Source organism: Pseudenterobacter timonensis (assembly GCF_900021175.1).
GTDB lineage: Bacteria > Pseudomonadota > Gammaproteobacteria > Enterobacterales > Enterobacteriaceae > Enterobacter > Enterobacter timonensis.
In genome coordinates this window covers 1,195,297-1,219,870 of record NZ_FCOP01000011.1, presented here as the reverse complement: position 1 = coordinate 1,219,870, position 24,574 = coordinate 1,195,297, and the positions used below count along the sequence as shown (strand labels likewise).

The 24,574-nt window shown below is 57.6% G+C and carries 15 protein-coding genes and 1 CRISPR repeat array; of the genes, 7 read left to right on the top strand and 8 right to left on the bottom strand.

Annotation, left to right across the window (positions count from 1 at the left end):
- Positions 1–9: 9 nt before the first annotated feature.
- From cas3f to clpS, 5 genes are all read right to left on the bottom strand, one after another.
- Entirely contained in the window at positions 10–3,234 is a 3,225-nt protein-coding gene (cas3f, locus tag BN3796_RS12050; protein ID WP_061708564.1) for a type I-F CRISPR-associated helicase Cas3f, read from the bottom strand.
- Complete coding sequence (gene cas1f, locus BN3796_RS12045) at positions 3,231–4,199, bottom strand: type I-F CRISPR-associated endonuclease Cas1f (RefSeq protein ID WP_061708563.1); 969 nt, start codon at positions 4,197–4,199, stop codon at positions 3,231–3,233. Before cas1f ends, cas3f begins: the two co-directional genes overlap by 4 nt.
- A gap of 313 nt (positions 4,200–4,512) precedes the next feature.
- Positions 4,513–7,608: direct repeats of the CRISPR family, unit length 28 nt; unit sequence TTTCTAAGCTGCCTGCACGGCAGTGAAC.
- A 169-nt stretch (positions 7,609–7,777) separates the two neighbouring features.
- A complete protein-coding gene (locus tag BN3796_RS12040; RefSeq protein WP_061708562.1) occupies positions 7,778–8,218 on the bottom strand; it encodes a hypothetical protein in 441 nt (146 codons plus the stop codon).
- A 496-nt stretch (positions 8,219–8,714) separates the two neighbouring features.
- On the bottom strand, positions 8,715–10,994 hold the full coding sequence (clpA, locus tag BN3796_RS12035) for an ATP-dependent Clp protease ATP-binding subunit ClpA (protein ID WP_061708561.1): 2,280 nt from the start codon (positions 10,992–10,994) through the stop codon (positions 8,715–8,717).
- 29 nt (positions 10,995–11,023) lie between these two features.
- Positions 11,024–11,344, bottom strand: a complete 321-nt coding sequence (gene clpS, locus BN3796_RS12030; RefSeq protein ID WP_061708560.1) for an ATP-dependent Clp protease adapter ClpS — start codon at positions 11,342–11,344, stop codon at positions 11,024–11,026.
- Between the two features lie 325 nt (positions 11,345–11,669).
- Between clpS and cspD the strand changes: the two genes are divergently transcribed.
- Positions 11,670–11,891, top strand: a complete 222-nt coding sequence (gene cspD, locus BN3796_RS12025; RefSeq protein WP_061708559.1) for a cold shock-like protein CspD — start codon at positions 11,670–11,672, stop codon at positions 11,889–11,891.
- Between the two features lie 116 nt (positions 11,892–12,007).
- Here the strand turns inward: cspD and macB are convergent, their stop codons facing one another.
- Together macB and macA are read right to left on the bottom strand one after the other, a co-directional pair.
- Positions 12,008–13,948, bottom strand: coding sequence for a macrolide ABC transporter ATP-binding protein/permease MacB (gene macB, locus BN3796_RS12020; RefSeq protein WP_061708558.1), 1,941 nt, complete (start codon positions 13,946–13,948; stop codon positions 12,008–12,010).
- Complete coding sequence (macA, locus tag BN3796_RS12015) at positions 13,945–15,060, bottom strand: macrolide transporter subunit MacA (RefSeq protein ID WP_061708557.1); 1,116 nt, start codon at positions 15,058–15,060, stop codon at positions 13,945–13,947. The genes macB and macA overlap by 4 nt, the downstream gene beginning before the upstream one ends.
- Positions 15,061–15,218: 158 nt before the next feature.
- Between macA and BN3796_RS12010 the strand changes: the two genes are divergently transcribed.
- Entirely contained in the window at positions 15,219–16,175 is a 957-nt protein-coding gene (locus BN3796_RS12010) for a VirK/YbjX family protein (RefSeq protein WP_061708556.1), read from the top strand.
- On the opposite strand, the gene BN3796_RS12005 is transcribed toward BN3796_RS12010, so the two are convergent.
- Positions 16,172–17,830 carry an ATP-dependent endonuclease gene (locus BN3796_RS12005; protein ID WP_061708555.1) on the bottom strand — a complete coding sequence of 553 codons (1,659 nt, stop codon included), beginning with the start codon at positions 17,828–17,830 and terminating at the stop codon, positions 16,172–16,174. The two genes, BN3796_RS12010 and BN3796_RS12005, sit on opposite strands and share 4 nt — an antisense overlap.
- Positions 17,831–18,164: 334 nt before the next feature.
- Here BN3796_RS12005 and aqpZ point away from each other — a divergent pair, with 334 nt between their 5' ends.
- From aqpZ to poxB, 5 genes are all read left to right on the top strand, one after another.
- Entirely contained in the window at positions 18,165–18,863 is a 699-nt protein-coding gene (aqpZ, locus tag BN3796_RS12000; protein WP_061708854.1) for an aquaporin Z, read from the top strand.
- Between the two features lie 106 nt (positions 18,864–18,969).
- The gene (locus tag BN3796_RS11995; RefSeq protein WP_061708554.1) at positions 18,970–19,869 is read left to right on the top strand and encodes a lysine exporter LysO family protein; all 900 of its coding nucleotides are present in this window, start codon (positions 18,970–18,972) and stop codon (positions 19,867–19,869) included.
- A 143-nt stretch (positions 19,870–20,012) separates the two neighbouring features.
- The gene (gene hcp, locus BN3796_RS11990) at positions 20,013–21,665 is read left to right on the top strand and encodes a hydroxylamine reductase (protein WP_061708553.1); all 1,653 of its coding nucleotides are present in this window, start codon (positions 20,013–20,015) and stop codon (positions 21,663–21,665) included.
- Between the two features lie 10 nt (positions 21,666–21,675).
- Complete coding sequence (gene hcr / locus BN3796_RS11985) at positions 21,676–22,644, top strand: NADH oxidoreductase (RefSeq protein ID WP_061708552.1); 969 nt, start codon at positions 21,676–21,678, stop codon at positions 22,642–22,644.
- A gap of 195 nt (positions 22,645–22,839) precedes the next feature.
- On the top strand, positions 22,840–24,558 hold the full coding sequence (poxB, locus tag BN3796_RS11980) for a ubiquinone-dependent pyruvate dehydrogenase (protein WP_061708551.1): 1,719 nt from the start codon (positions 22,840–22,842) through the stop codon (positions 24,556–24,558).
- The last annotated feature ends 16 nt before the right edge of the window (positions 24,559–24,574 follow it).

Below are 24,574 nucleotides of genomic sequence, written 5' to 3'. Positions count from 1 at the left end.
CGCGCCCTCTCAGAGGGCGCGAAACACCCCTAAAATCGGGTGATAGCGCCATCTCTCCGTTGCATCTTCTTTGCCAGAACTGACTGTCACTTCTCCGTAGCGCGTCGACACCACCTGCAGCTCTTTTTGCTTCTCCTCCGCCAGGCTTAGCAACACTTCCCGGTAATCAATCGCCAGCCAGGACGTTACCCCTTCTGCCATGATGAGCGGCTGTTCTTCAAAGAGATGCGAAGGTTTTAATCCTCCGTCGGCCTGCATCAGACAGAACACAGGCTCATCGTCCTCCTCCTCCATAGCCAGAAAATAGCTCTCCTGCGGCGTCGATTCACGAAACGGCGTCCGCCGCTGAAGCTCCCCGCACCAGGTGAGGGGTAACCGCCACCAGTGCGCGGCAATGGCCTGCGCGCTATCGTCATTCTCAAGCAGCGCGCTGCGCAGCCGCCGGTGCTCAAGGCTGGCAAGTTGGTTGTCGGGCTGATTTTCAATAATGCGCGGTACGGCGTTTATCCTGCGCCAGCATGCCTCCGGCAGCAGCGCAGAGAGATCGTGATCGCTCAAGGGGTACGCTTTGCTTTCAAAACCCGGCATGTAGTAGGCCACCGCATCACCGCGAAGGGCGCGGATGTTGCGGTTTAAGATCGCCAGGTTTTCGCGACAAGGGACAATTTGACGATGACGCTGAATACGTCCGGCAAACTGGATAAGCGAGCGCATAGAGCTGGGTTCAATGATGCCCCAGTCGGCATCGAAGTCGCGCCCTACCTCCAGCACCGATGTACCGAGCACCACATACAGATGATGCTGGCAGGAAGATTCGAGCACCCGGATCCCTTCCGGACGTTGCCATACCTGCTGCGGATCGTGACGATCGAAGGCGCTGTCCAGTCGCTTCTCAATAAATGAACGTACCGCCAGCGGATGTCTGGCATGATAAACGCAATAGTGAATGCAGTAGTTTTCCGGGGCGGGCAGCGCCATCAGGGCCTGTGCCACAGCGACCAGCGGATTAATATTAGCCAGTCTGATAAGCCCAAACGAGACGGTTTTCCCGCCCGGGTGGGCAGTATGATGAGACTGATGCAGCGTTATCATCTCCTGCCAGAGCGTGTTCGCGACCGCCTTTATCACATCCTGGCTCGATGACGATTCGGGTTCGACGACCGCGAGCCTGCCCAGCCGCAGGCACGGCTGCTCCGGCAGGCGCGCCGCCCGGCGAGAGGCAAACACATTATGCGCCTCCCGGAACTGCTGCTCCTGCGCAATCTCCTGCGGATGCGCACCATATTCGTCAAACCAGGCGCAGCAGATATTAACCGGCCTGCCGGACATACCGCAGGCTTCCTGCCAGGCTTTTCTGCCCGTCCGGTACGCTTCAAAGAGCGCTTCGGTCTGGGCAGGGGTCAGCGTCGCGGAGGAGAGTAATACGCGCGAGCCGAGCATCCCGGCCCAGTTTACCAGGCGGCACAGCGCATGCAGGTCGTTAATATCAAAATCATCCGGCTCGTCGAGCACCAGATCGCTGGTTAACAGGCGCAGCATGGCGGGGATTTGCCTGCCGCCACGGACGCCTTCGGTAGCTGGCATCAGATGATCGACCGTAGTGACGAGGACAGGCGCACTTACCAGCCGGTTAAGCGCGGGCTCACCCGACAGCCATTTCTGCGCCACACCCGTACTGCTGCTGCCTTCATAGTGGACATAGTGATGGCTGGCAAAATAGGCTTCATCGCTAGCGCTGTTATTGTCAGCGTCAGATGGATCATCGTAAAGCTCGCGAACCGCCGCCGATCCGGTGACAATCGCCAGTGAATCTTCATCCAGCCCCAGCCGGGACTGAAGCGCACGGCCCGTTTGCAGAGTGAGCGTGCGCAGACCAAGCGCCACGCTGAAGCGGCATCCCTCCTGCTCATCGGCAAGAGCATACATAATGCGGGCATTGGCAAAGGTTTTGCCGCAGCCCGTGGAGGCCATATTGATGCCAAAAAAGCCCTGCTCAACGCTGCGCTCGCGCAGGGATGTGGCAATCTCCCACGCTTTGTTCTGCCACTGAAACTGGCCGATCTGAGTTCGTTCGCGAAAGGTTTTATGTCGGCCAATAGCCGGGAGCGAACGGCGAAACGACGGCAGCGAGCGGCCCATCAGCAGCGCATGATGCGCTACGCCAATATTGTGCTCGTCGAGCTTTTGCTTAAGTTCGGAGGTGGTGCGATCGCTATTTGCCCACGCATCATAACTCCTGTCCTGCCAGGCGATACGGGGCGGTTGCGAAGAATAATAATGATCGGCCAGCATCAGCGACAGCCGGGCAAGATGGATCGTCACCCGATTGTTCAGCGCGCCATACTGCACCAGAGAGCGGGCGTTTCTTGCCCGTTTCCCAATCTGACGGGCTTTTTCACGCCAGGTATCACTGACAAGCGGCGTGCCGTGAGGGAATTTCCAGGCTTTGTTAAAATCGGCAGGTTTCCAGTTATGTACCCCGGGCAGATGATTGACGGCGTTCCAGTCGGCATTAAGCTGTGTATCAAGCCAGCCTGCGCAATAGTTGAGAGAAGGTCTGGAGGTATTCGACTGTGGCAGGCGATGGTGCGAGAGTATCAGCCAGGCCACGGTTTTTGCCACCGGCGTCAGCCCGGCCAGCGGGCTGCTGCTCATCTCTTGAGTATCGGTAATTAGCGCCTTGCGAATCGACTTTTCGTCGGCTGGCTGGAGATGCTCAAGCTGCGCCAGCCACTGTTCATCCGTTTTTCCCTTCACAAACGCCTGAAAGAGACGTACAGAGAGCCATTCGTGCCGGTACGGCTGACAACGGAGTTTATTCTCCTTGCGCAGCGTTTGCTGGAACAACTGCCCCGCCTTGCCGAAATCGTGAAACAGCCCGGCAATAGCCGCCAGCAGCGCCACGCTTTCCGCACAGTGCCAGCGTTGCTCTTCATTATTGAGCACCCGTAACGTGGTCCGATTTGTCGGCACGCGGCCCTGCGCGTTAAAGCGACGCAGGTTACCCACGATCCACAGCAGTTCCGTTTGTCCGTTCTTTTTCAGCCAGTGGCAGGCAACCGCCGTGTTACGCCGCGCGCTTTTGCGCAGCAGCTTGCGCAACGTATTCACCCCTTCCAGCGTAATAGCGGTTTGCCACGCCGCATCGCCGGTACGTTCGGCAAACTGATCGATAATCTGGCAGCTTTGTATCCGCGCGTTTTTGGTACAGCGGGAGATAATCAGGACATTCATTCTGCGTTGACCGCCAGTTTTTGCGATGTCTCCTGCAAAACGGTAATCATCAGATCCAGAGCGTCGGCCTGCTGAAACGTATTGATGCAACGCTGACGGAACATCATATTGTCGTCACCTTCGATAGCGGCCAGAAAAGCCTGCGGCATCACCAGCGCATCCTTTATCAGATCGGCCACGTCAAACACCAGCCCGCCGCGGCGGGTTTTGCCATGCATTACCGCCAGGCCATGCGGGATGCCGGTTACCCATGTTGCGACGGCGGCAAGGCCGTATGCGAGATAGTTGCCTTGATCGAGAAAACGGTTTGCGAGATCGATGCCGCCACCTCGTTTTGCGCGGGTAAAACTGCCATAACCGACGGTCTGGCTTACCAGTTTATAAAGCGCTTTCGTCAGATGGGCTTCCTGCAGCATAAGCGAGGCGTGGTCGGCTGCGGCCTCCATCGACAGGCGCGCACGTTCGAGAAGATTTTTCAGCTCTGATTTATCTGGTGTAAAAGCAGAGCGGGATGCCAGCCAGTGTTTTTCGATCTGCTCCAGGCGGATAAATTGAAAATTTTTTGCTGCCTGAAATCGCTTCTCTTCATCAAACCAGAATGAGACCCAGTTTTGCAGATAAGCCGTGGGCCGATATTCACTTTGCGGGCTGAGCCAGGAGACATCTGGTTCTGCTTCGTTAGCAGAATAAAGCGGAGTGCCGTCAGTACCGCAAAACCCCACCATTACCCCCGCCCTGGCAAATTCCCGCATCGCCATTTGCATAACGGACGTTCCCATGCCCAGCATTACCGCCGTGGTGTTGGCGATAGGGATATTCCAGTAAAAAGAGTCATTTCCTTCCTGAGTTACATACTCCACCCGACCGCCATTAACCTGGATACGGCATTTTTCCAGATAATAAATATTTGCCCGTCTGGAGTGCAGAATGGTTTTAAGATCGGAGGAAACAATACTGCCGGACATGCTTAACCCTTTGCGCAACGGTAAAACGATGGGGTGTCATGCTATCTGAGGTATTGATTTATAAGATGTGATCTAAGTCACCTTAGATTGCATAAGCGCCTGAGGATGACAGGATTTTTCTTTACAAAAAGTTATTCATATCCACTAGAAATATATTGCGTAGATTTATTCATGTTAAGTATGTATTTCTATGGAATAGTTAAATAAATATCCGTGATGAGATTGGACGGTTATTTGTACCAGGGAATTTACTTTGGTTATTTGCCGTTACGGCAGTGAACATCGGCATGGACTATGGTTCTTTGCTGTTGTTTTTCTAAGCTGCCTGTACGGCAGTGAACATCCCGCAGCCCCTGCGGAAAATAGGGCATACTTTCTAAGCTGCCTGTACGGCAGTGAACACCGACGTAACCCGGCTCGAAGCTCAGACGAATTTCTAAGCTGCCTGTACGGCAGTGAACGTGGTTCCTGTCGAGGATATGTCATTTACGAATTTCTAAGCTGCCTGTACGGCAGTGAATGAGCATTGAGTACTTCCCACCAGCCCACTTCATTTCTAAGCTGCCTGTACGGCAGTGAACAAAGAAGAGGAGCAGAAGAATGTTCACTGAGTTTTCTAAGCTGCCTGTACGGCAGTGAACTCGATGAGAAACAGCCGGAAGTCCGTTTCTTTTTTCTAAGCTGCCTGTACGGCAGTGAACCCCTGCTGGCGAGCGTTGAAAAGGTCGGCGAATTTCTAAGCTGCCTGTACGGCAGTGAACTTGCGCCAGGAGAATGGGATGGCGACCCGATCTTTCTAAGCTGCCTGTACGGCAGTGAACATACACCCATAGTGGATAAGCCGATCTGCCCATTTCTAAGCTGCCTGTACGGCAGTGAACGCTGTACGGGTAGATAGCACCCTGACCGAGAACTTTCTAAGCTGCCTGTACGGCAGTGAACGCGTTGCGCCGCGCTTCGGTTTCGTCCGCGCCTTTCTAAGCTGCCTGTACGGCAGTGAACGCGCTAAGGCCGTCCGCGTCTGCCACTTCTTGTGTTTCTAAGCTGCCTGTACGGCAGTGAACGGAAGCTAACTCCTGCCACAGATGGACTGGTATTTCTAAGCTGCCTGTACGGCAGTGAACTACGCGCAGCATATTGACGCGGGACGGTTCGATTTCTAAGCTGCCTGTACGGCAGTGAACAATAACGCCCCTGGGTGAGATACGAGCGCTAATTTCTAAGCTGCCTGTACGGCAGTGAACTCCTGCTCTCGTTCGCTCTGCTCGTCAACCCATTTCTAAGCTGCCTGTACGGCAGTGAACACTAGATTCGTCGCAACCTGGCGGGCATTGTGTTTCTAAGCTGCCTGTACGGCAGTGAAATGAATAGATGGTTTACGGCGTATCAGCGTGACTTTCTAAGCTGGCTGTACGGCAGTGAAATGTTGATGTGCGCGACGTGGCGCAACTGATAATTTCTAAGCTGCCTGCACGGCAGTGAACCAAAACGTGTCAGGCGTGTCCAGGGTTACGCTTTTCTAAGCTGCCTGCACGGCAGTGAACCTGCTGCTCCTCCTGTTTTGCTGCCGCCTCCATTTCTAAGCTGCCTGCACGGCAGTGAACTGTACGGGTAGATAGCACCCTGCCCGAGAACCTTTCTAAGCTGCCTGCACGGCAGTGAACAAATCCAGGAATGCGCTGGCGAGCATCGCAGCTTTCTAAGCTGCCTGCACGGCAGTGAACTCCACGCGAAAGGTTTTGCAGAAAGAGCTAATTTTCTAAGCTGCCTGCACGGCAGTGAACGCCCGTCAAACAGACGAATACAGGCATCCATATTTCTAAGCTGCCTGCACGGCAGTGAACCGTCTGCCATTAATATTCCGGCGACTGATGACTTTCTAAGCTGCCTGCACGGCAGTGAACCTCGATATATGCCCGCGCAAGTTGTTTGTACGTTTCTAAGCTGCCTGCACGGCAGTGAACGCCAGTACCGCCGACACCAGGCGAACGCGGACTTTCTAAGCTGCCTGCACGGCAGTGAACTTTGAGGTCTACAACAGCGCGGGAAAGCTCCTTTTCTAAGCTGCCTGCACGGCAGTGAACATTGCTGTGGGCGTTGCGGTATCGGGGATAGTGTTTCTAAGCTGCCTGCACGGCAGTGAACCATGGTTTTTCACCTTAAAGGGCGCGAACGCCTTTCTAAGCTGCCTGCACGGCAGTGAACTCTTCCAGACCGGGACACAGATCGCGGGTAAATTTCTAAGCTGCCTGCACGGCAGTGAACCTTAACGCATGACAGGAGGTCAGTATGACAGAGTTTCTAAGCTGCCTGCACGGCAGTGAACAAGCTACCCGTGGCAGACTAATGCCAGCTACTTTTCTAAGCTGCCTGCACGGCAGTGAACAACAAGGCTGTAAAAGTATCATTTACGGCGTGATTTCTAAGCTGCCTGCACGGCAGTGAACAATGTGCGAAACGTCATTCCAGCCCGCCTTTTTTTCTAAGCTGCCTGCACGGCAGTGAACCTCTTCCTGGCCGTCAGTGCTGCCGGCAGCCATTTCTAAGCTGCCTGCACGGCAGTGAACTGAGTAAGCGCGATTGCTGTGCCGCTGGCGTTGTTTCTAAGCTGCCTGCACGGCAGTGAACTTCGGCTTGCCGGACGCCCACGCCTCCTGAAATTTCTAAGCTGCCTGCACGGCAGTGAACCGCAGCCGGAGCGCTGATCCGCAATGGCTGCATTTCTAAGCTGCCTGCACGGCAGTGAACGTCTGAAAGACCCGGATTCAGCTAAATTCTCAGTTTCTAAGCTGCCTGCACGGCAGTGAACGAAAAAGACGGTCAAGGCGGGCGATCCTGATTTTTCTAAGCTGCCTGCACGGCAGTGAACGAAAGTGAAATTCATTTCTATAGCGCGACTCATTTCTAAGCTGCCTGCACGGCAGTGAACTAGTAACCATTACCAAACGGCATTTCGTGAATTTTCTAAGCTGCCTGCACGGCAGTGAACCGGCAGAAGCCCCTTAAATCCGGCAGCGATCGTTTCTAAGCTGCCTGCACGGCAGTGAACAGTGCGATGACCGGCGATGAAATCCTCGAGATTTTCTAAGCTGCCTGCACGGCAGTGAACTCAGCCGCCAACCGTATCGGCAAGACATACGGTTTCTAAGCTGCCTGCACGGCAGTGAACCGGCATAACCGCCATAGCACCCCAGATAAGCGTTTCTAAGCTGCCTGCACGGCAGTGAACATCTATCTGCGTTTGAGTCAGTAGGCGGGGCTTTTCTAAGCTGCCTGCACGGCAGTGAACATTAGGCTTGATAGCCAGCTTGTAGTGTGGCTTTTCTAAGCTGCCTGCACGGCAGTGAACAATCATGTGAGCGAGTGGGCGCTAACGGTGCCTTTCTAAGCTGCCTGCACGGCAGTGAACTAAGCAAGCCTTTCCCATCCTATTGTTATGCAAATAAATAATCAAACTTTCCTTAAAAAACCCTTTTTCCTGCACTTTAGTTCGCGTCTCAACAAATCAATAACTTACAAACATGACTGAAAAAAGGGTTTGTGGATACCGGAAGTGTGTTTCGGGTGCGATCCCCTGATTAATGTCTGTTTTGTGCAGCGCAGGCGTGAACAGAAGTCATGTTCAGATCGTCTGCCAGAGCGTGGGTTATGTCATGAAGCAACCCTGTAAGATGCGGGAGCATATCGCGATCGCATTGTGACACCAGAAGAAGGTGATTTAACGCGCGGCTGTAATCGCACAGCGTCTGCGTATCTTCAAGTAACCACCCCTTCGGCTGCGGCTGGTCGTCTGCGTCATCAGTCCCGACGATGTAAAAATCACCCATTGATGCGTCTAGTTCACGCTTAAGGACCTCCAGATAGCTGCCAAGGCAGCGGCAGAGAGGTTTTACTTGCGACAACGTCGAGCAATCCAGCAGGATTTCAGTGAGCAGATTACAGCGCAGGGCCAGGGCGGGAAGCTCGAGGGGATGAGAAAACTCGCTATAAAGATGGGCGAAATTGGTTTCAGTATTCATGGAGTAATTCCTTCACACACTTGAATTTACCACCGCAGGAAACGCCACATTCACTGGCGGCGGACGAAAGGGAATTGGCGTACCAGCGTGTGTGAGCACTGGCGCTTCAAAAGAAGCTTCCCATTCGCCCGCCAGGATGCAGATTGTACCCTGTACTTAAGGGCGAACGAAGCCTACAGCAAAATATTGCTGCTCACACACTTGCAGGACGCCAATCCCGGCACCTGATTTTGCAGGTGCGCCGCCATTTTATTACTGGGATTTTATCCAGCAATCGTCATGGCGAGAAACTGGAAAGCGCCTCGCAAAATTTTAGTGCGAGCCGAATATCCCCCCTCGCCCTGCCCTCACCCCACAGGAGAGAGGGACTGCCGGTGCGGCCTTTTAACCTCACGCTAATCATAAGGAGAGGAATAGGTTGTATGGTTTATGAGGAAGGGAGAGAGCAGACACAAAAAAGCCGGGTTAAAAAACCCGGCTTTGCGTTAAAGCGAACTTAGTGCGCCGCTTCCGGTTTGCGCTTTTGCGCGCTCTGGAAGTCGTAGGTCAGCTCGTTTTTCGCCTGATCCAGCGCCACCGTCACCTGGCCGCCGTCCACCAGCGAACCAAACAGCAGCTCGTTGGCGAGCGGTTTTTTCAGGTTGTCCTGAATCACGCGCGCCATCGGGCGGGCGCCCATCGCCCGGTCGTAGCCTTTCTCGGCCAGCCAGTTGCGGGCCTCCTGGCTCACTTCCAGCGACACGCCCTTCTGATCCAGCTGAACCTGCAGCTCGACGATGAACTTGTCCACCACCTGATGGATCACCTCGGTAGAGAGATGATCGAACCAGATAATGTTGTCCAGACGGTTGCGGAACTCTGGCGTAAAGATCTTCTTGATCTCCTCCATCGCATCGGTGCTGTTATCCTGCTGGATCAGGCCGATGGACTTACGCTCGGTCTCGCGTACCCCGGCGTTGGTGGTCATTACCAGCACCACGTTGCGGAAGTCCGCCTTGCGCCCGTTGTTGTCGGTCAACGTCCCGTTGTCCATCACCTGCAGCAGGATGTTGAACACGTCCGGGTGCGCCTTCTCGATCTCATCGAGCAGCAGTACCGCGTGCGGATGCTTGATCACCGCGTCGGTGAGCAGGCCGCCCTGGTCAAAGCCCACGTAGCCCGGAGGCGCACCGATCAGACGGCTCACGGTGTGGCGCTCCATATACTCGGACATATCAAAGCGCAGCAGCTCAATGCCAAGCGCTTTGGAGAGCTGTACCGTCACCTCGGTTTTACCGACCCCGGTAGGCCCGGCAAACAGGAATGAACCGACCGGCTTGTGCTCATGCCCCAGCCCGGCGCGGGCCATCTTGATCGCTTCGGTTAAGGCTTCAATCGCTTTATCCTGACCAAACACCAGCATTTTCAGGCGCTCGCCCAGGCTCTTCAGCGTGTCGCGATCGCTCTGAGAGACGCTCTTCTCAGGGATACGCGCGATACGGGCCACCACCGACTCGATATCAGCCACGTTAACGGTTTTCTTGCGCTTGCTCACCGGCACCAGACGGGCGCGGGCGCCCGCTTCGTCAATGACGTCAATCGCTTTATCCGGCAGATGACGGTCGTTGATATATTTCACCGCCAGCTCCACCGCGGCGCGTACCGCTTTGGCGGTGTAGCGTACGTCGTGGTGCGCTTCATACTTCGGCTTCAGGCCGTTGATGATCTGCACCGTCTCCTCAACCGACGGCTCGGTAATGTCGATTTTCTGGAAACGACGCGCCAGCGCGCGGTCTTTCTCGAAGATGTTGCTGAACTCCTGGTAGGTGGTGGAGCCCATCACCCGGATCTTGCCGCTGGAGAGCAGCGGTTTGATCAGGTTGGCGGCATCCACCTGCCCGCCTGAAGCGGCCCCAGCGCCGATGATGGTGTGGATCTCATCGATGAAGAGGATGCTGTTGGTATCCTGCTCCAGCTGTTTGAGCAGCGCCTTAAAGCGCTTCTCAAAATCGCCGCGGTATTTGGTGCCCGCCAGCAGGGAGCCGATATCCAGCGAATAGATGGTGCAGTCGGCCATCACTTCCGGTACGTCGCCCTGCACGATGCGCCAGGCCAGCCCTTCGGCAATGGCGGTCTTACCGACGCCCGATTCCCCCACCAGCAGCGGGTTGTTCTTGCGGCGACGGCAGAGTACCTGGATGGCGCGCTCAAGCTCTTTGTCGCGTCCGATTAGCGGATCGATGCCGCCCACGCGCGCAAGCTGGTTAAGGTTGGTGGTGAAGTTTTCCATACGTTCCTCCCCGCCTGCTTGCTCATCATGATTGTTGATGGGGCTGCTGGAGTCCGATGCCTGATTCGGCTCGTCTTTGCGCGTTCCGTGAGAGATGAAGTTCACCACGTCGAGGCGGCTTACTTCGTGTTTACGCAGCAGATAGGCGGCCTGCGACTCCTGTTCGCTGAAGATAGCCACCAGCACGTTGGCCCCGGTCACTTCGCTGCGCCCGGATGACTGAACGTGGAACACCGCGCGCTGCAGCACGCGCTGGAAGCTCAGCGTCGGCTGGGTATCGCGTTCCTCTTCGCTCTCAGGCAGGACCGGCGTGGTTTGTTCGATGAAGGCTTCGAGTTCCTGACGCAGCGCCACCAGATCCACGGAGCAGGCTTCCAGCGCTTCGCGGGCAGATGGGTTGCTGAGCAGCGCGAGCAGCAGGTGCTCGACGGTCATAAACTCATGTCGGTGCTCACGCGCTCTGGCGAAAGCCATGTTTAAACTGAGTTCCAGTTCTTGATTGAGCATAGGCACCTCCCCCAATTTTCATTGCCTTATCAGGCTTTTTCCAGCGTACACAGCAACGGATGCTCGTTCTCCCTCGCATACTTGTTCACCATGGCGACTTTCGTCTCGGCCACCTCTGCAGTAAAAATCCCGCAGATTGCTTTGCCCTGATAGTGAACGGTAAGCATCAGTTGCGTTGCACGTTCTACATCATAAGAAAAGAACTTTTGTAGCACGTCAATAACAAATTCCATCGGCGTGTAATCATCGTTCATTAACATAACTTTATACATAGATGGCGGTTTTAGCGCGTCGCGCAGTTTATCTTCCGCCAACTGGTCAAAATCCAGCCAATCGTTCGTCTTACCCATTGTCAGTGTCAGTCGTCATCATCGGTTACGGTTTTCGGCGGTCACTGCCGCCGCTGACGGGAAACTATACCTGTTATGAATCTACTTCAGATGTGCGATAACAAACATCTATTACTGCCATCGCGATATCTGTCACAAACCCTGGCAATAGCGTTAACTGCCTCAAACTTTGGTTGATTATTGCCCCCTCTCAGGCCGTAAACGCTTGACGGCAAGTTCGATTTATCTAAATTGTACAAGCGTGAGTTGGCGAGGTTTTGAACAGCCCCCACTCCGTCACCGGTTCATTCCATCTCATTAAAAGATATACGAAGGATGTCGAAGCATGGAAACGGGTACTGTAAAGTGGTTCAACAATGCCAAAGGGTTTGGTTTCATCTGCCCTGAAGGCGGCGGCGAAGATATCTTCGCACATTACTCCACCATTCAGATGGATGGATACAGAACGCTAAAAGCCGGGCAGTCGGTCCGGTTTGATGTCCACCAGGGTCCGAAAGGCAATCATGCGAGCCTTATTGTGCCCATCGAAGTAGAATCGGTTGCATAGCTCTCTGCTTCATTGTGTACATCCCGCAGACAAAATGCCAGCCCGATCGGCTGGCATTTTTATTTACCACGCCCTGCGCCAGATAACCGGCGGCACGACGCCACAGGCTTACAACGTTACTCGCGCGACAGCGCATCCACCGGGTCGAGTCGCGCCGCGTTGCGGGCGGGCAGCCAGCCGAACAGAACCCCGGTCACGGTCGAACATAAAAACGCGGCAAACAGCGCCACCGGCGAAAAGCCAATCTCCCAGCCGGATAAAAAGAGCTGCAGCGTAAAGGCGATCAGCATCGAAAGCGCAATCCCCAGCGCGCCGCCCACCAGGCAAACCAGCACCGCCTCGATGAGAAACTGCTGCAAAACATCGCTCGCCCGCGCCCCCACCGCCATGCGGATGCCAATCTCCCGCGTGCGTTCAGTCACCGACACCAGCATGATGTTCATCACCCCGATACCGCCGACGACCAGCGAAATCACCGCCACCAGCGTCAGGAACAGCTGAAGAGTACGTGTGGTCTTTTCCGCCGTTTTCAAGATGCCGTCCATGTTCCAGGTGAAGAAATCTTTTTTGCCATGCCTGAGGGTGAGCAGCCGCTCCAGCTGCTGTTCAGCCTGCGCGCTGTCGTAGCCCTCCTTCACCCGCACGGTGATGGAGTTAAGCCAGGACTGCCCTATAATCCGCCCGGAGATGGTGGTGTAGGGCAGCCAGACGCGCAGGATCTTGCTGCTGCCGAACATCGACTGCTTCTCCTCGGCTACCCCGATCACGGTGGCGGGCATGTTACCTACCAGGATCACCTCCCCCACCACGCGGGTCTTATTGGGAAAGAGCTGCCGACGGGAGTTAGCGTCCAGCACCACTACCTGCGCCCTGCCCGCCAGCTGCTCGGCGTTAAAGGTCGCCCCTTCGCTGAAGGTCATGCCGTAGACGTTAAAATAGTCCCCGCTCACGCCGTTGGCGCTGGCCGCCACGTCGATATTGCCGTAGCGCAGACGCAGGTTTTGCGAGACGGCGGGGGTGGCGGAGTTGACCCACGGCTGCTTCTGGATCGCCAGCAGATCGTCATACTTCAGCGCCTGCTGATACTGCGGCTCATCGTCGCCAAAATCTTTGCCGGGATAGACGTCGATAGTGTTGGTGCCGATGGCGCGGATATCCGCCAGCACCAGCTGCTTGGCCGCATCCCCTACCACCACAATCGACACCACCGAGGCGATGCCGATAATAATCCCCAGCATGGTCAGGAGGGTGCGCATTTTATTGGCCGCCAGCGCGCGCCACGCCATGGTCAGCGCCTCGCGAAAACCGCTCGCAAACTGGCTCCACCCCGACGGCGGGGGCAAGGTTTCTCGCTGGACGCCCGCCCGCCCCGCTTTCGGCGGCGGGTTGCTTATCAGCACGCCGTCATGGATTTCGACGATCCGTTCCGCCTGCGCCGCCACCTGCGGATCGTGGGTGACGATAATCACCGTATGCCCCTGATCGCGCAGCTGGTGGAGGATCGCCATTACCTCTTCACCGGAGCGGCTGTCGAGCGCGCCGGTGGGCTCATCCGCCAGGATCACCTGCCCGCCGTTCATCAGCGCGCGGGCGATACTGACGCGCTGCTGCTGCCCGCCGGAGAGCTGCGAGGGCTGATAACCGACCCGTTCCGCCAGCCCGAGCCGTCCCAGCAGCGCCTGCGCCCGTTCGAGGCGCTTTTTGCGCTCCACGCCGGCATAGACCGCCGGCACCTCGACGTTTTGCGCCGCGGTCAGGTGCGAGAGCAGGTGATAGCGCTGGAAGATAAAACCGAAGTGCTCGCGCCGCAGGCGGGCGAGCGCGTCGCCGTCTAGCGTGGAGACATCCGTTCCCGCCACCCGGTAGGTACCGCTGGTGGGCTTATCCAGACAGCCGATAATATTCATCAGCGTCGATTTACCGGAGCCGGAAGCCCCCACGATCGCCACCATCTCCCCCGCCTCCACGCGCAGGGAGATGCCCTTGAGCACCTCCACCTCGCCCTCCCCGGAGGGGTAGCTGCGGCGGATCTCCGTGAGTTCAAGCAGCGCCGTCATTTGGCGGCTCCGGGCTGGGCTTCACCGGTGATCACCTCGTCACCCTCTTCCAGCCCCTTCACGATGACCACATCGGTATCGTTACGCGCGCCAGGTTCTACCTCCCGCTCGCGTACTTCGCCGTTGCGTAAGATTTTCACCTTATAGCGATTGTTACCCGTCGGATCGCCCAGCGCGGAGAGCGGCACGGTCAGCACATCTTTAACGCCGCTCAGCTGAATATGAACCTGCGCCGTCATGTCGAGACGCAGCACCCCCTGCGGGTTCGGCACCTCAAAGCGGGCGTAGTAGAAGATAGCGTCGTTAACCTTCTCCGGCGTCGGCAGGATATCCTTCAGCACCCCCTCGTAGCGGGTCTGCGGATCGCCCAGCACCGTAAACCAGGCTTTCTGCCCCGGCTTAAGGTGAATCACATCCGCCTCGGAGACCTGCGCTTTGACCAGCATGGTGCTCATATCCGCCAGCGTCAGAATATTGGGCGCCTGCTGGGCAGCGATCACCGTCTGCCCCTGGAGGGTGGTGATTTGTGTCACCTCGCCCGCCATGGGGGCCACGATACGGGTATAGTCGAGGTTGGTTTTCGCGGTATCCAGCGACGCCTGGTTACGCTTGATCTGCGCGTCGATGGTGCCAATCTGCGCCTGTTTCACCGCCAGTTCCGTCGTCGCAGTATCAAGATCCTGTCGCGATACCGCCTGGGTTCTGGCCAGCGCCTGCTGACGGGCGAGCGTCACCTGGGCGAGTTTGCGCTCCGCCTCCGCCTGGCCGCGCTGGGCGCGCAGCTCCATCAGCGTCGCCTCCACCTCTTTAATCTGGTTTTCCGCCTGCTCCGGGTCGATAACCCCCAGCAGCTGACCTTTTTTCACCTTATCGCCAATTTCCACCGAGAGCGTCTTGAGCTGACCGCTCACCTGCGCCCCCACGTCCACTTTGCGCAGCGCATCCAGCTTGCCGGTCGCCAGCACGTTTTGCTGCAGCTCGCCGGGGCGGACAATCAGCGTCTGATATTGCGGCACCGGCGCGTTAAGTACCTGCCAGACCCAGTAACCGCCCACCAGCACCACAATGGCCAGCAGCAGCCAGAGCTTCCTGCGTTTTCCCTTCAGGTTCATAAATGTTCCAGATATAAATTCAGTTATCCTTCGTTGATTCTAACTAAACTCTTCTTCAACGAAACCCCAGATTATGGCGTTGTAAAAATTTGGTTGATGAGACGTTGATAATTCCCCTGCTGAAATGAGCGCATTCACTCATCAGCACCGGATTGACCATGTCTGCAATTGTCGATACCCCCTCCTCCCGTCCGGCCATACCTGAGTCCGGCTGGCAGCTGTTCAAATATCTCGCTTCCGGCGCGCTGGCGCCCGGGCTGGCATGGCAAAACCCGGCTTACCGCCGCAAGTTTATGCTTCGCTCGCTGTGCATGCCGTGGAGCACCGCGCAGCTGCTGGAGGATCTCATCCGCGAGCCGCGCATGCTCGCCCTGCTGCACGCCCAGCCGGGGCTGCCCTGCCGCCTGCACCGTCCGTGGCTGTCGGTGGTTGTCACCCGCCGGCAGGCGCTGCGGGCGCTGGCCTGGCACTATCGCACCCTGAGCCAGCAGCTGCCGGTGAGGCTGATGAACGGCTACCTCTCTTCGCAGGGCGTTACGCTCCTGACCCTTAACGGCAAAGATGAGGTCTCATTTACCCTGCGCCTGTGCGCCGACCCGTTTCTGGATAAAGAGGGCGAGGCGACGCTGAAGTTCTGCACCGCTGAGGGGCTCACGCTGGCGGAGCTGACCTTCACCCTCTGCCCGTTTGAGGGTAAGCCGACGCTCTTTATCGGCGGCCTGCAGGGGGCGAAAGCGCACGTGCCGCACGCGCTTATCCAGGAGGCGACCAAAGCCTGTCACGGTCTTTTCCCAAAACGTCTGTTGCTGGAGGCGGCGATGACGCTGGGCGCTTTCCTCACGGTGGAGCAGATTGTCGCCGTGGGTAACGCCACCCATATCTACCGGAGCTGGCGCTATCGCAAGAAAAAAGAGGGCAAAATGCAGGCGGATTATGACAGCTTCTGGCTCTCCGTTGGCGGCTGTCAGGCGGCTCAGGGCTATTTCCGGCTACCGCTGGCGATAACGCGTAAACCGATGGAGGCGATCGCCAGCAAGAAACGCGCCGGGTACCGCCGCCGCTACGAGCTGCTCGACAGCCTTGAAGAACAGCTGAACCGCGCCCTGGGCGGCTAGTCCGCCCGCCCCCGCGCCAGCCACAACACGCGGGAGAACATTTTACGCAGCAGCGTCGGCACCGACTCCACGCCCCGGCGTCCGGCCTCGGTCGCCACCTCGATCGCCAGGTCGGGCTTTGACGAGCGGTGGATCGCTTTGACAATCACCCGGCGCATATTCATCGGCACGCCCGGGGGGATCATCGCCACCCGGTGAAAGACGTCCGCAAAGCCCTGGCGATACATAAAGTGCTCCATATCCGCCGCGGGCAGCTCCGTAAGATGCTCGCGCTGCTCCTCCCGGTCGTTATTGAGCAGGCTGCGCACCGTCGCGGCATATTTTTCCCCCGCCTCGTCGCCATCCACCAGCACATGCCACTCGATGCCCATCCGCCGGGCGAACTTGATCAGCGGCTTAAGGCCGGACTGGGCAAACTCAATCACCTTGATGCCCTCGGCGTCAAAATGGTGGCCGCACTGGCGCGCCAGCTCGTTGATGACCCAGGTTTCGGTCTCCCCCTCTACCAGCAGCCAGCAGCGGGCAAAGAGCGAAGAGGCGCGGTTAAAGCGGATATGAAAGGCGATACGGCGGCCATCTTCGGCGTTCAGCCCGCCCGGCCCGAGCCGGAACGCGGTTACCCGCGCCGACTCGCGTACCAGGCGGCAGACCTGCTCCACGGGCGTCAGCGACAGCAGCTCCCCCGAGTTGGTGGTGGTGATGCGCTGTAACGGCAGCAGGTTGAGGAGTTGCCATGCCACGGAGAGCATGATCGGGTGCAGACGCGTCTCGGGATCTTCCACCAGCAGCAGCGGACGGGCATCGCGGTCGAGGCGCACGCTCCCCTTCGCCTGCAAAAGCGTGGAGAAGAGCCCCAGCAGGATCACGCGGTGGGTGCGGCCGCCGGGGCGGTCGATCATCCGGTTGATAATATCCAGATAGCGCCAGCTGCGCTGTTCATCGTGGGAGTGGCGGCGCATCAGGCGATGGCGCGACGGGCCGCTCCCCTGCTCGGAAAAGTAGTGCTCCAGCAGCTGGACCATAGCGGAGAGCCCCTGGCGGATCTGCCCGTCGGTGAGATTCTGCGGGCGGGAGACCAGTTCACGCGCCAGGAAATCGAGCTCCCGCGCGGTGATCTCCACCTCCGGCACGTGGGGCACGGTGCCGTTACGGATCCGGCGCATAAAGCGCGCGTCGCGCAGGCGCAGAACCGGCATCAGGCGCACCAGATGACGGGCCAGCTCGTCGATATCGTCGAGGCGCAGGGTGTTGCCCTTCGCATCCATAAACCCGCGCAGGGTCATGACGCTGCCATCGTCCCCCAGCTCCCCTTCCAGCCGGTAGAAGATGCGCTGATAGCTGTCGTCACAGGGAACCCAGCAGGGAGAGAGCGGGCGGTAGCGGCGTACGCGGTGGCGCCCCGGCTCGCTCTCCCGGAAGGTGAGAATGATATGCAGATGGTGCTCGCGCCCCTGAATATCCCCGGGCGGGAACCAGAAATCCTCGCGCACGAAGCTATACAGATCGGACTGCGGGGAGAGCAGCAGCGTCAGCGCATCCAGCAGGCTGGATTTACCCCAGGCGTTTTCGCCGATCAGCACGTTGTTCTGTTCCAGCATCAGCGACAGACGGTTAATGCCGCGAAAGCCGACCACCTCTACGCGTTCAAGCAACATGCATCCTCCAGAAATAGCCTGTTTTCCTTCATTCTCAACGCAGTATAACGGCTGGCCTGCGGGCAGGATAGCGGGTTATTTCACGATTATTCTAATAATATTAATTCTAAAATATCACCGCCCGGAAAATATTCCCCCTGCCATTCTGTCGATTATTTCCGGACATTTTTTATACGGAATGGCTGCGCAATGCCTTACATCAAATTTACCCGCTTTATTCAGGTAGCGAAACGGCAGACACCGTTTTTAAAATAAGGGTTCAGTTATTGTCATCCCCGATGACGATTATTTACCGGCAGGTGAATTGCTGTCGGTCTTTTTTATTGAGGTGGTTATGGTAAGAAAATTGGCAGCGGAATGTTTCGGTACATTCTGGCTTGTTTTTGGCGGCTGCGGCAGCGCGGTACTGGCGGCAGCGTTCCCGGAGCTGGGAATTGGCTTTACGGGGGTTGCGCTGGCCTTCGGTTTAACCGTATTAACCATGGCCTATGCCGTAGGCCATATTTCCGGCGGTCATTTTAATCCGGCGGTGACTTTAGGTCTGTGGGCAGGCGGCCGTTTCCCGGCGAAAGAGGTGATTGGCTATATCATCGCGCAGGTCGTCGGCGGGATTATTGCCGCGGCGGTGTTGTATGTTATCGCCAGCGGTAAGGCGGGCTTTGACGCCGCCGCCAGCGGATTTGCCTCCAACGGCTACGGGGAACATTCGCCGGGCGGCTATTCCATGCTCTCTGCCATTGTGATTGAGATTGTCCTGACGGCAGGTTTTCTGCTGGTGATTCATGGCGCCACGGATAAACGCGCGCCAGCAGGCTTTGCGCCACTTGCCATTGGTCTGGCGTTGACCCTGATTCACCTGATCTCCATTCCGGTGACCAACACCTCGGTCAACCCGGCGCGCAGCACCGCGGTGGCCATTTTCCAGGGCGGCTGGGCGCTGGATCAGCTGTGGCTGTTCTGGGTAATGCCGATTATCGGCGGGCTTCTGGGTGGCCTTATCTACCGCATCCTGCTTCAGCAGCGCGAAGAATAAAAGCATGACGGCAGCCTTCGGGTTGCCGTTTTTAGCAGTTTACTGCGCGGCCATTATTGGGTAGTGTCATGGCGCCGTTTCGCCCAATTAAAGGATCCCGCTGTTCATGCTTTCAGGACTGTTAATCATCTTAGCGCCACTTATTGTGGGCTATCTCATCCCTCTGCAATACGCCCCGGCCTTAAGATTAATTAATCGTCTGCTCAGCTGGATTGTTTACGTTATTCTCTTTTTTATGGGGATAAGCCTGGCTTTTCTCGATAATCTCGCCAGTAACCTGCTGGCTATTTTCCACTATGCCGCCGTCACGATAGTGGTGATTCTGCTCTGCAATATTGTCGCCCTGCTCTGGCTTGAGCGCTCCCTGCCGTGGAAAAATCAGCACCGTCAGGAGAAATTACCCTCGCGCGTGGCCATGGCGCTGGAGTCATTAAAGCTCTGCGGCGTGGTGGTGCTCGGCTTTTTACTCGGCCTGAGCGGGCTGGAATTTTTACAACACGCCACCGAAGCCAGCGAATATACGCTAATTTTCCTGCTTTTCCTGATCGGTATTCAGCTGCGTAACAACGGCATGACCTTAAAGCAGATTGTCCTTAATCGTCGCGGCATGATTGTGGCGGTGATCGTGCTGGCAAGCTCCCTGCTTGGCGGAGTGATTAACGCGTTTATTCTCGATCTGCCGCTGAAAACCGCCCTGGCGATGGCCTCCGGCTTCGGCTGGTACTCCCTTTCCGGGATCCTGCTCACCGAATCCTTCGGGCCGGTGATTGGCAGCGCCGCTTTCTTCAACGATCTGGCGCGGGAGCTTATCGCCATCATGCTTATTCCCGGTATGGTGCGCCAGAGCCGCTCCACGGCGCTCGGCCTGTGTGGTGCCACCTCGATGGATTTCACCCTGCCGGTGCTCCAGCGCTCCGGTGGTCTGGAGATGGTGCCTGCCGCCATTGTTCACGGCTTTATTCTGAGCCTGCTGGTGCCGATACTGATGGCGTTTTTCTCCGCCTGATACCCCTCTGGCGGTAGGCATCTGCCGCCAAAATTGCGCTAAATCAATCTCCCGCCACTTTGCCCTAAAAAGCGCTTTTCACCGCATCGGCCTGATCATAACCTTAAACATGTATCTAAAATATAACTTTAACAGGTGTGATTATGTTTTGTGTGCAATGTGAACAAACCATCCGTACTCCGGCAGGTAACGGCTGCTCTTACGCTCAGGGCATGTGCGGGAAAACCGCTGAAACCTCCGATCTGCAGGATCTGCTGATTGCCACCCTCCAGGGGCTCTCGGCGTGGGCGGTGAAAGCGCGCGAATACAGCATTATCGACCATTATGTAGACAGCTTCGCGCCGCGGGCCTTCTTCTCCACGCTGACCAACGTTAACTTCGACTCTCCGCGCATCGTCGGCTACGCCCGGGAAGCGATCGCCCTGCGTGAAGCGCTGAAAGCGCAGTGCCTGAACGTGGATGCCAGCGCCACCGTGGATAACCCGATGGCTGACCTGCAGCTGGTCAGCGACGATCTGGGCGAACTGCAGCGCCAGGCGGCGGACTTTACCCCGAATAAAGACAAAGCGGCGATTGGTGAAAATATCCTCGGCCTGCGCCTGCTCTGCCTGTACGGCCTGAAAGGCGCGGCGGCCTATATGGAGCATGCCCACGTGCTGGGCCAGTACGACAACGATATCTACGCTCAGTACCATAAAATCATGGCATGGCTCGGTACCTGGCCTGCCGACATGAACGCGCTGCTGGAGTGCGCCATGGAGATCGGCCAGATGAACTTTAAGGTGATGAGCATTCTGGACGCTGGCGAAACCAGCACCTACGGCCACCCGACGCCGACCCAGGTCAACGTAAAAGCGACCGAAGGCAAATGCATTCTGATTTCCGGTCACGACCTGAAAGATCTGCACAACCTGCTGATTCAGACCGAAGGCACCGGCGTTAACGTCTATACCCACGGGGAGATGCTGCCGGCGCACGGCTACCCGGAGCTGCGCAAGTTCAAACACCTCGTTGGCAACTACGGTAGCGGCTGGCAGAACCAGCAGGTCGAGTTTGCCCGCTTCCCGGGCCCCATCGTGATGACCTCTAACTGCATCATCGATCCGACCGTGGGCGCCTATGACGATCGCATCTGGACCCGCAGCATCGTTGGCTGGCCGGGCGTGAGCCACCTGGAAGGCGACGACTTCGGTCCGGTGATCGCCCAGGCGCAGCAGATGGCGGGCTTCCCCTACAGCGAAATCCCGCACCTGATTACCGTCGGCTTTGGCCGTCAGACCCTGCTGGGCGCGGCGGATACGCTGATTGACCTGGTGAGCCGCGAAAAACTGCGCCACATCTTCCTGATTGGCGGCTGTGACGGCGCCCGTGGCGAACGTAACTACTTCACCGACTTCGCCACCCGCGTACCGGACGACTGCCTGATCCTGACGCTCGCCTGCGGCAAGTACCGCTTTAACAAGCTCGATTTTGGCAACATTGAAGGACTGCCACGTCTGGTGGATGCCGGGCAGTGTAACGACGCTTACTCCGCCATCATTCTGGCGGTGACGCTGGCCGAGAAGCTGGGCTGCGGCGTGAACGATCTGCCGCTGTCGCTGGTGCTCTCCTGGTTTGAGCAGAAGGCGATTGTGATCCTGCTAACCCTGCTGTCGCTGGGCGTGACCAACATCGTCACCGGCCCGACCGCACCAGGCTTCCTGACGCCGGACCTGCTGGCGGTGCTGAACGAGAAATTCGGTCTGCGCTCTGTAACCAGCGTTGAAGAAGATATGCAGCAGCTGCTGACCGCGTAAGGAGAAAACCATGACGATGCCAACCTCACAATGTCCATGGCGGATGCAGGTTCACCACATCCATCAGGAGACGCCGGATGTGTGGACGCTCTCCCTGCTGTGTCATGACTACTATCCGTACCGCGCCGGGCAATATGCGCTGGTCAGTATCCGCAACTCCGCGGATACGCTGCGCGCCTACACCCTGTCGTCCACGCCGGGCGTGAGCGAATACATTACGCTGACTGTCCGCCGCATTGACGACGGCGCAGGCTCCGGGTGGCTGACCGGCGAGGTGAAGCGCGGCGATTACATCTGGCTTTCCGACGCCCAGGGGGAATTTATCTGCGATGACAAAGCGGACGATAAATTCCTGCTGCTGGCAGCCGGTTGCGGCGTAACGCCGATTATGTCGATGCGCCGCTGGCTGGCGAAACACCGCCCGCAGGCTGACGTACAGGTCATTTTCAGCGTGCGTTCGCCGCAGGATGTGATTTTTGCTGACGAGTGGCGCGACTACCCGGTTACGCTGGTGGCGGAAAATAACGCCACCCACGGTTTTGTCGCTGGCCGACTGAGCCGCGAGCTGCTGCAAAGCGTGCCGGATATCGCCTCCCGCACCGTGATGACCTGCGGCCCGGCGCCCTATATGGCGATTGTGGAAGAGGAAGTGAAGGCGCTCGGCGTCACCCGCTTCTTTAAAGAGCAGTTCTTCACGCCGGTCGCGGAAGCGGCCACCAGCGGAGTGAAGTTCACGAAGCTGCAGCCAGCGCAGACATTCTTTGGCCGCGTGGGCACCACGCTGCTGGAAGCGCTGGAAAGTAACAAGGTACCCGTCGCTGCCGCCTGCCGCGCTGGGGTATGTGGATGCTGTAAAACCAAAGTGGTTTCCGGGGAGTATACCGTCAGCAGCACCATGACGCTGACCGACGCGGAAATCGCTGACGGTTATGTGCTGGCCTGCTCGTGTCACCCGCAGGGCGACCTGGTACTCGCATAATCAGTAGAGGTGGTCACTCAGGCCCGGCACGCGCTCGCGCTGCCGGGCTTTTTTATGCTGTCTGTACGGCAGTGAACAACACCCCGCACGGTGAGGGGCCTCCTTAAAACCCGTAACAAGTCGTTACCCTGCCCACCAGTACCGCCACTTTCTTCTAAGCTTATCAATGCGCTTAAACAAAGGAGACGGACCACCATGAAACAAACCGTGGCGGCTTATATAGCGAAAACTCTTGAACAGGCCGGGGTTAAACGTATCTGGGGAGTCACCGGCGACTCCCTGAACGGGCTCAGCGACAGTCTGAATCGCATGGGTACCATCGACTGGATGTCCACTCGCCATGAAGAGGTGGCCGCGTTTGCCGCGGGCGCCGAGGCGCAGCTGACCGGCGAACTGGCGGTTTGTGCCGGCTCCTGCGGGCCTGGCAACCTGCATCTGATCAACGGTCTCTTTGACTGCCATCGTAACCATGTCCCGGTGCTGGCGATTGCCGCTCATATCCCCTCCAGCGAAATCGGCAGCGGCTATTTTCAGGAGACCCATCCGGAAGAGCTGTTCCGCGAATGCAGCCACTACTGCGAGCTGGTCTCCACGCCGGAGCAGATCCCGCAGGTGCTGGCTATCGCCATGCGTAAGGCGGTGCTGAATCGCGGCGTCTCCGTGATTGTCCTGCCGGGGGACGTGGCGCTGAAACCTGCCCCGGAAGGCGCCAGCAGCCACTGGTATCACGCCCCGCAGCCGGTGATCACCCCGGCGGAAGAGGAGCTGAAAAAACTGGCGCAGCTGCTGCGCTACTCCAGCAATATCGCCCTGATGTGCGGCAGCGGCTGCGCAGGCGCCCACCAGGAGCTGATTGAGTTTGCCGGTAAGATCAAAGCCCCCATCGTCCATGCCCTGCGCGGCAAGGAGCATGTCGAGTACGATAACCCGTATGACGTGGGGATGACCGGGCTAATCGGCTTCTCGTCAGGTTTCCACACCATGATGAACGCCGACACGCTGGTGCTGCTCGGCACCCAGTTCCCCTACCGCGCCTTCTACCCGACCGACGCGAAAATTATCCAGATCGATATCAATCCCGGCAGTATCGGCGCGCACAGCAAGGTGGATATGGCGCTGGTGGGCGATATCAAGGCGACTCTCACCGCCCTGCTGCCCCATCTTGAAGAGAAAACCGACCGCAGATTCCTTGATAAGGCGCTCAGCGACTATAAAGATGCGCGCAAGGGGCTGGACGATCTGGCGAAGCCGAGCGAGAAAGCTATTCACCCGCAATATCTGGCGCAGCAGATCAGCCACTTTGCCGCCGATGACGCCATTTTTACCTGCGACGTGGGCACGCCCACCGTCTGGGCGGCACGCTACCTGAAGATGAACGGCAAACGTCGTCTGCTGGGCTCTTTTAACCACGGCTCGATGGCCAACGCCATGCCGCAGGCGCTGGGCGCCAAAGCGACCGCCCCGGAACGGCAGGTGGTGGCGATGTGCGGCGATGGCGGATTCAGCATGCTGATGGGCGATTTTCTCTCGGTGGCGCAGATGAAGCTGCCGGTCAAAATCATCGTCTTTAACAACAGCGTGCTCGGCTTTGTGGCGATGGAGATGAAGGCCGGCGGCTATCTCACCGACGGCACCGATCTGCACGAGACCAACTTTGCCCGCATCGCCGAGGCGTGTGGCATCACCGGTATCCGCGTGGAGAAAGCCTCCGAAGTGGATGAGGCGCTTCAGCGCGCCTTCGCCACCGACGGACCGGTGCTGGTGGATGTGGTGGTCGCCAAAGAGGAGCTGGCGATCCCGCCGCAGATCAAGCTTGAACAGGCGAAGGGCTTCAGCCTCTATATGCTGCGCGCCATTATCAGCGGGCGCGGCGACGAGGTGATGGAGCTAGCCAAAACCAACTGGCTCAGGTAAAACATCTCCCATTACC

Coding starts and splice junctions, on each gene's coding strand:
- cas3f (WP_061708564.1), bottom strand. CDS start 3,234: ATGAATGTCCTGATTATCTCCCGCTGTACCAAAAACGCGCGGATACAA.
- cas1f (WP_061708563.1), bottom strand. CDS start 4,199: ATGTCCGGCAGTATTGTTTCCTCCGATCTTAAAACCATTCTGCACTCC.
- BN3796_RS12040 (WP_061708562.1), bottom strand. CDS start 8,218: ATGAATACTGAAACCAATTTCGCCCATCTTTATAGCGAGTTTTCTCAT.
- clpA (WP_061708561.1), bottom strand. CDS start 10,994: ATGCTCAATCAAGAACTGGAACTCAGTTTAAACATGGCTTTCGCCAGA.
- clpS (WP_061708560.1), bottom strand. CDS start 11,344: ATGGGTAAGACGAACGATTGGCTGGATTTTGACCAGTTGGCGGAAGAT.
- cspD (WP_061708559.1), top strand. CDS start 11,670: ATGGAAACGGGTACTGTAAAGTGGTTCAACAATGCCAAAGGGTTTGGT.
- macB (WP_061708558.1), bottom strand. CDS start 13,948: ATGACGGCGCTGCTTGAACTCACGGAGATCCGCCGCAGCTACCCCTCC.
- macA (WP_061708557.1), bottom strand. CDS start 15,060: ATGAACCTGAAGGGAAAACGCAGGAAGCTCTGGCTGCTGCTGGCCATT.
- BN3796_RS12010 (WP_061708556.1), top strand. CDS start 15,219: ATGTCTGCAATTGTCGATACCCCCTCCTCCCGTCCGGCCATACCTGAG.
- BN3796_RS12005 (WP_061708555.1), bottom strand. CDS start 17,830: ATGTTGCTTGAACGCGTAGAGGTGGTCGGCTTTCGCGGCATTAACCGT.
- aqpZ (WP_061708854.1), top strand. CDS start 18,165: ATGGTAAGAAAATTGGCAGCGGAATGTTTCGGTACATTCTGGCTTGTT.
- BN3796_RS11995 (WP_061708554.1), top strand. CDS start 18,970: ATGCTTTCAGGACTGTTAATCATCTTAGCGCCACTTATTGTGGGCTAT.
- hcp (WP_061708553.1), top strand. CDS start 20,013: ATGTTTTGTGTGCAATGTGAACAAACCATCCGTACTCCGGCAGGTAAC.
- hcr (WP_061708552.1), top strand. CDS start 21,676: ATGACGATGCCAACCTCACAATGTCCATGGCGGATGCAGGTTCACCAC.
- poxB (WP_061708551.1), top strand. CDS start 22,840: ATGAAACAAACCGTGGCGGCTTATATAGCGAAAACTCTTGAACAGGCC.